This is a genomic window from Actinoplanes sp. ATCC 53533 (assembly GCF_003947245.1).
Genome location: NZ_QHHV01000378.1, coordinates 1 through 2,941, shown reverse-complemented (window position 1 = coordinate 2,941; position 2,941 = coordinate 1). Strand labels below are relative to the sequence as shown.

The following is a 2,941-nucleotide window of genomic DNA, read 5'->3' as shown; positions in this document are numbered from 1 at the left end:
AGGCGTTGCTCACGACCTTGATGTGGCCTGTGCTGGTTGTAGTGCCGGACGCATTCGTCGAGTGCGGCGAGCAGGTGTCGCCGGTTGTCGATCAGGATCCGGTCCAGACACTCACGGCGTGCCGTGCGCACCCAGCGCTCGGCGTAGGCGTTCGCACGGGGCGCCCGTGGCGGCGTCCGCAGGATCTCGATGCCTTCGCTGGCGCACACCTCGTCGCATACGGTGGTGTACGTGGTGTCGCGGTCCCGGATCAGGTACCGGAACTGCGAGACGCGGTGCCCGAGGTCGGTCATGAGGTTGCGAGCCCGCTGCGCCACCCACTGGCCCGTCGGGTTCGTGGTGACTCCGAGGATGTGTACTCGCCGGGTGGCTATCTCCATCAGGAACAGCACGTAGACCCGGGTCAGACCGATGGTGTCCACGTGCAGGAAGTCGCAGGCCAGTAACCCTTTGGACTGGGTGGTCAGGAACTGCGTCCAGGTTGGCCCGCTGCTGCGCGGGGCCGGCCCCACACCGGCTTTGGTCAGGATCGCCCACACTGTGCTGGACGCGACCCGGTACCCCAGACCGACCAGCTCACCCTGGATCCGTCGACATCCCCAGGTTGGATTCTCCGCGGCCAAGCGCAAACCAAGGCCCGAATCTCGGACCGACGTGCCGGCCGGCCCGGACTGCTCGGGTAGGTCCAGGCGCGGGTGACCAGCCGGCGGTGCCAGCGCAGCAGCGTAGCCCGGGGTGACGAACAACGCCGCCCACCGCGGCCGCGGCAGCAGCCGGGACAACGCGGAGAGCACCGCCCGATCAGCCGGTTCGAGATCGAGACGATGGACCTGGCGGCGCAACACCGCGACCTGATGCCGCAGCACCAGGATCTCCACCTCGTTAGCACGGTCACCGCGCGGCACGAGGATCATCAGCTGGAGCAACTGGCGCAGGATCAGATACTCGAACGACGGGAACATGACGTCAGCGTGACCACGACAACCGGCGACGGCGCCGGACAAAACCGCACGTCAGACCCTGCGGCTGGGATTTCGAACGGTACAAGGTCGAGTGCTACGTCTGCATACGGGCTTGACCTGGCCCGGCAGGTCGCTGGAATCCTCTTTTCCGACCCGTGGGCGAGCACGGCCGCCAGCCCCGGCCGTAGTCGCCTTCACTTACCTGGTTGTGCGTCGAGCCATACGGTTGGCGCTGTCGTTGCTGACTGCGGGGATCAGCGCGGCGCCGCCCAGGACAATTCCTTTCAGGAGTGTCATGTCGACATGCTGGTAGTGCTGGGTGATGCCGGTCGCGACGACCGCGAGTGCGCCGATCCAGCCCACGAGGCTGCCTGTGCGGGCGACGCGACGCGAACTCACGGCCGTGGGGATGCTCACCCAGTCGCCGTTTATGGCGGTCCGGCCGCGCAGTAGCGCGGCGATGAGGCAGACCGACGAGATTGTGTTGGCGATGCTGCCGACGAGGAGCGTCGCCAGGTCGTCGTCGCCTATCGCCGAGACTGTGGCGAACAGGACGAACGGCAGGACGATCAGTACCGCGACGACTGCTATCACCAGGAACCTCAGGTACAGGGCCCGTAGCCGATTGCCGCCGCCGGGTGGTAGCGGCCGTATGTCTGTTGCGGGTATGGGTCCACCGGGCGGAACGGGGTTCGGCGGGAGACGGGGGTCAGTCATCGGTCTTGATCCGCCAGTCGGTGGTGTCACCGTCGCTGAGGCTGCCGTCGGTGAAGTCCGTGGTGGTCGACGTCGGCCAGCCGTCCGGGAACGCACCGTCGCTGTGCAGGGTCTGGTTCAGGGTGGTGACGCTGTCGACGATGGTGCCGACGAAGGTCACGAACAGAGCGACGCAGGCGACGACGAGCCCGATGACCTTCGCGGTGGACACCCCGGCGCCGGCCGCGGCCGGCGGGGCGCCGACCACGGTGGCCGCGGCGGCTGCCTCGGCCATCAACTCCGCGACGTACGCCACGAGCGCGAGCAGGATGCCGGCCCAGAGCGCGAAGATGCCGTACGCGGTCTTGGTGAGGTTGCTGTCGATGGCGTCGGAGGTCGCCTTGATCGCGTCGATGGCCTTCTGCTGGGCCGGCACCACGGCCGCGTAGGCCTCCGAGGCGCGGCCCTTCCAGTGGTTGTCGATGCGCATCTGGTCCGCTGACAGCTTCGCCGACAGCTCGCTGATCGGTCCGCCGATCTTGTTGGTCCAGTCGTCGGCCGCCGACATCAGACCGAACGGCCAACCGGGGTTGTAGATGATCTTCGCGTACTCCTCGAAGAACCGGGCGACCAGATCTCGCAGGTTTACCAGCGCCTCCGCCAGGATGTCGGACAGCCCGGGCGGCAGGAAGTACATCGCCCGGTTACTGCGGTCGAACAGGCTCGAAACGTTGGCGTTGACGTCGTTGATCAGCGTCTCCGCTTTGGCGAGCATCTCGCGGAACTCGCTCTCGGATATCGCACCGGCAGCAGCAGCCATGAACTTGCCCGTTCCCCTCAGTACACGTTCTTCAGCCGGTGGACGGCGTTACGTTCGTCCTGGTCGTAGTCATCGGCGGACTTGTGTAACGCACCCGCGATGTTGTCGAAGTTCGTGCTGCCCTGGTCGAGGAGAGTGACCACCCGCTCCTGCAACGAGGCGTAGATCTCGTCCAGTCCGGCCAGATGACCGAGCCCGCTGAACTCGAACGAACTCAGCGAAAGGCCCCGCGCGACCTGGCCGAACGCGTCCAACTGGTTGGCCATCCCAGACCACACGCCGGCGTCACGATGCAGCGCCTGGATCGAGGCCTCGACCTCGTCGCCTGTCGGTGTCATCATCGTCGGCTCCCGCCCGTTGTGGATGTCATCGTCACCGCAGCAGACCGATCTCCCGCAACAGCGTGTCGGGAGAGGCCGTCAATCGGCGGACACGGTCGAGCCCTGGAACGGCATCGAATACC

General features: G+C 66.5%; 4 protein-coding genes. All 4 read right to left on the bottom strand.

Features of this window, described 5'->3' with window-relative positions:
- Nucleotides 1-962 (bottom strand): integrase core domain-containing protein (locus tag DMB66_RS57600; protein ID WP_199753261.1); only part of this gene is annotated, 962 nt, incomplete at its 3' end.
- 198 nt (nt 963-1,160) lie between these two features.
- Complete coding sequence (locus tag DMB66_RS57595; protein ID WP_125812424.1) at nt 1,161-1,556, bottom strand: hypothetical protein; 396 nt, start codon at nt 1,554-1,556, stop codon at nt 1,161-1,163.
- 115 nt (nt 1,557-1,671) lie between these two features.
- Nucleotides 1,672-2,478, bottom strand: a complete 807-nt coding sequence (locus DMB66_RS57590; protein ID WP_125812423.1) for a hypothetical protein — start codon at nt 2,476-2,478, stop codon at nt 1,672-1,674.
- A gap of 17 nt (nt 2,479-2,495) precedes the next feature.
- Nucleotides 2,496-2,819, bottom strand: coding sequence for a hypothetical protein (locus DMB66_RS57585; protein WP_125812422.1), 324 nt, complete (start codon nt 2,817-2,819; stop codon nt 2,496-2,498).
- Between the last annotated feature and the right edge of the window lie 122 nt (nt 2,820-2,941).